The organism is Streptomyces sp. NPDC055140, assembly GCF_053607285.1.
Genome location: NZ_JBSGTG010000121.1, coordinates 1 through 3744, shown reverse-complemented (window position 1 = coordinate 3744; position 3744 = coordinate 1). Strand labels below are relative to the sequence as shown.

The window sequence follows — 3744 nt, the reverse complement described above, 5'->3', positions numbered from 1 at the left end:
GCCCTTGCCGATGCCCGCGCCCACCTGACGGCGTCCACCGCTGACGCCGCCGCACTGGACGTGCTCGCCCAGGCCGCGCTCGAATCGCTTCCCTCACAGGCCGACTGATCGATCCGCCCCCTCCGGGCCCGCCTGGCCGCCACTGGCCCGGCGGACCCGCTCGCGTCAGCACCCCACCCGTCGCCCCGCGCCGCGGCGTGCACGGTCGGCTGGCGGCCGTCCGTCGGACGAACGCCAGCCAGCGCTGTCCCAATTCCCGGCCGAATCACTGTTGTTGCACAGTGACGCATACGCCGGGGGAGCCGCTCCCATGGCCGCTCCGGAAGCCACGTCGTCCCTCGTGAAGCCTCGCCTGGGCCTACCCCGCGCCGCCGTGACCGGCCTCGGGGGCGGGCCTTTCCGGCACCCGGAGCCACGAGCGATGACGCGGCCGTGAGCCGGAGGATCGCGGCGCGGAAGCGAAGTTGCCTCGCTAACTCCCCGCCGGGTGATTGTCCTCACCGCCGGACGCCACGAGGCAGGACCACATCCTGCAGCGCGGCCAGGCACTCCAATAATCTTCTGTGAAAGGAACCTTGCATTCATGTCCCGCACGCGCACTGCCCCGTCCCTGACCGTTCTTGCCTTTGTCGTGGCCGTGCTGTTCCTCGCGATCCTGCTGTTGCTGCTCGCGATGCTCCCCGATGCCAGCCACGGCACCGGCCATTCCACCCCGACCCGCTGCCCCACGACGCGCGCCGTCACCGCAAAGCAGACTGCGAGCCGGCGCCCGTGCACCCCGCACAACACGCCTGGTATGCCCAGCCGCCACGTCACGCCGGGAACACGTCTGCCCGTAGGCCCTGCTCCCAAGGCTCCCGCCGCCCCGAAGGCCCCGGCCGCTCCCAAGGCTCCCGCCGCCCCGAAGGCCCCGGCCGCTCCTAAGGCTCCCGCCGCCCCGAAGGCCCCGGCCGCTCCGAAGGTCCGCTGACCCGCCCCTCATCGAGGTGCTCCAAGACCCGCCCCGCCGATCTCGGCCGGGCGGGTCTTCCGCGCCTTCTGCCCGTCGCCCCACCGGCACCCGGCGTAGCGACACTCGCTCGCCGTCCAGTCCCCGTGCGGCCATCCGTCCAACCAGCGTTGCCCTCATCGACGTCACCCCGACGCTTCGCACCTGCGGGCGTCCGTCTACCAGGAGAGCCAGCTCATGACCCACGTCCTGCGCATGTCCCCCACCGACTTCTGGTGGGACAACCCCCACGACCCGCTTGCGAAGCTCGGATACGTCACCTTCACCTGCGACACGCCCGTCGCCGACGCATGGGAGGCCAAGTTCCCCCGGTACTGGGTCAAGTACGGCGGCTGGTGCGCCCACCGCAACATCGTGCTCTCCGTCGAGAAGATCGCTGAACGATCCATCGCCGAGCAGATTCAGAAACACATCCTCAACAGCGCCGAGGAGCGCAGAGCCATCGATGAGCTGTGGGTTGAGGTTCGTGACCTGGGCCGCGCACCGTTCGAAGCCTTCGACACCGGCGCCGAGTTCTGGGCAACCGCAGGGTCCCGCTCCGGACAGAAGGGCTCGATCGTCATCCGAAGTCGGAACTCCGCAGCCGTCCAGTGGGACGGTGAGCCCTTCACCGGCGGAACCACCTACCCCCTCGACAGCATGAGCAGCACCCCGCCCGGGCCGAACCACATCTCGCACAGCATGGGCTGGCTTAAGGGCTGACCCACCCACCCTTGCCTTTCGGCCCGCACCGCCACCACCGGCGGGGCGGGCCGAGCTGGCGACGAGGCCCGGCGGTCGGCCCAGTTGCAGGCTTGCCTCAGCTCCTGGGGCCGTTCACCGATGCCGGGCGCTCCCGGCCGCTGAACCCCGGCACCTGTGCGACAGCTACGACAGCAACGGCGACACCGCCGCCTGGCCTTGCACTAGACGGGGAACTCCCTTCCCTGCCGCCCCGGCTGTACCCGGCGATGCCCCCGGTTATGTGCCCCGCGCTGTGTCTCCCGTGCGGGGCACACGCACCTGTCCGTCGCGCGTGGGCTCCGCGGTGTGAGGGGTTCGGCTGAGGTCGGGCTGGCGCTCGGGTGAGTGGTGGGTTTCGTGGGGTGGGATGGGGATGTGGATGGTGGTGTCAGGGGGTGGGCTCAGGGGCGGTCGGGGGGCGGGGGTGAGGTGTGTGGGCATCAGGCTCGGCGTGTCCTGGTCAATTGTTTGGTCGATGTTTCAGGGGCCCGTACAGGGCTTCTTGGAAGGCGGTCTGATGCCGAAGTTTCGTGTTGCTATTGCTGCTGCCGCGATGGGTCTGGCGGTGGTGGGCGGGGCGCTGGTGACAGCGCCAGCTGCCTCCGCGGCGAGCCCGTCGTCGTACGGGGCCCTGTGTGGTTCCGGATATCAGCTGGTGGGGGCGCACCCCATGAAGCGGGACTCGGGGAGGGGTCCGGGAACCGGCGGCTACGTGTACGTGTACTACAGCGCGGCGAGTCACAAGAACTGTGCGATCGCCAAGCCGGTCGCCACGATGATGGGCAAGGCGTACGGGCTGGGCGTCGGGCTGCACAGCCCGAAGTACAAGAGCGGTGCGTCGGACGGCTACCAGCTCGGGCGCAACTACACGCACTGGGCGGGCCCGGTGTATGTGAAGGCGCCGCACGCGTGTATCAACGTGGTCGGTGACATGGCCATCAAGGGCGGCCACTACAGCGCGCTCGCGGAGAACGTCCACTGCGGCTGAGCCCCCGGGCCGAATCGGCCAGGCCCCTCCCCGCCCGGCTCTCTCAGACTGCCGTGCACTGCCCGCCACCCCTTGCCGGCGTGCAGTCCCCGGAGTGGGCCGCACGCCGGTCCGCAGGAGCCCGCCCCGTGCCCGCTCGGTTCAGGGCGCGAGTGCGGGCTACCGCGTGTCCCGCCCCGTCCGTGGGGACGGCAGGCCAATGCTTCGCAGCGATGCGTAGCCATTTGGGCGGTCATCGTGGCGCCCAGCGGTCACCCTCCTGGCGCTCTTGCCGAGCTAGCCGACCGTCCCGACAAAGTCCCTCTTACCCCCAACAGGCGCAGGGCGCCACGAGAAGGGACACCCGACCATGACCACACCGGACCTGAACGCCGGAGACCTCCCACTCCTGACCACATCCCGGCCACGCCCCCGTTCCGTCTCCCAGCAGACGGTCCGCGAGCTGTTCGGCGACGACGGCCAATTCTTCACCGTGCCCGACAGTTTCCCCGGCGGCCTGCCGGACCACATCGACTTTCCCGCCGTCGTCCACTACGCCGTCGTGCGCACCCCCAAGCCGGACACCGGTGAGAACGAGTTCACTGCCTACGACGTCGATGGCCGCCGCCCCCTCGGGCGCCCCGCCCCCGACCAGGACACCGCCGTACGCAGCGCCCTATCCGCCCTTGCAGAGCGCCGCCAGGACCATGCACGGCAGGTCGAGCACAACCGAGTACAGATCCGCGGGCTCGAACCGGTCCCGCCCGTCCGCATCGGCTACACCGAAACCGGCACCTGCATCGTCCACGTCCGCTGCTCCTGCCCCCAGGTCGAAGGCCTCGCCGGACACTACGAGAAAGTCTCCCTGGCAGCAGATGGCTGGCTCGACGAGACGCCCACCACGCCCTGGAGGTTCTGCCGCTCCTCCCCGAAGCGCGTCACCGTCCCAGGCGGAAGCGGTCGTCTCACAGCGGTCCTGCGCAATGCCATGGGCCGGTCCGTCGTGCAGATCCAGCACCCGGGCGGACGTCGCGAAGTCGTCCCC

4 protein-coding genes are annotated in these 3744 nt (G+C 70.2%); all 4 read left to right on the top strand.

The genetic code is table 11. The features are described from left to right. The first annotated feature begins 583 nt into the window (after nucleotides 1–583). Nucleotides 584–970 (top strand): hypothetical protein, encoded by a 387-nt coding sequence (locus ACWFR4_RS47975; protein ID WP_453658192.1) that lies wholly within the window; start codon nucleotides 584–586, stop codon nucleotides 968–970. Nucleotides 971–1186: 216 nt separating this feature from the next. Next, complete coding sequence (locus ACWFR4_RS47970; protein ID WP_453658190.1) at nucleotides 1187–1711, top strand: hypothetical protein; 525 nt, start codon at nucleotides 1187–1189, stop codon at nucleotides 1709–1711. A gap of 538 nt (nucleotides 1712–2249) precedes the next feature. After that, a complete protein-coding gene (locus tag ACWFR4_RS47965) occupies nucleotides 2250–2720 on the top strand; it encodes a hypothetical protein (protein ID WP_453658188.1) in 471 nt (156 codons plus the stop codon). Nucleotides 2721–3069: 349 nt separating this feature from the next. Next, nucleotides 3070–3744 (top strand): hypothetical protein (locus ACWFR4_RS47960; RefSeq protein ID WP_453658187.1); only part of this gene is annotated, 675 nt, incomplete at its 3' end.

Excerpts from the sequence above, each read along its gene's own strand:
- ACWFR4_RS47975 (WP_453658192.1), top strand. The coding sequence starts at position 584 with ATGTCCCGCACGCGCACTGCCCCGTCCCTGACCGTTCTTGCCTTTGTC.
- ACWFR4_RS47970 (WP_453658190.1), top strand. The coding sequence starts at position 1,187 with ATGACCCACGTCCTGCGCATGTCCCCCACCGACTTCTGGTGGGACAAC.
- ACWFR4_RS47965 (WP_453658188.1), top strand. The coding sequence starts at position 2,250 with ATGCCGAAGTTTCGTGTTGCTATTGCTGCTGCCGCGATGGGTCTGGCG.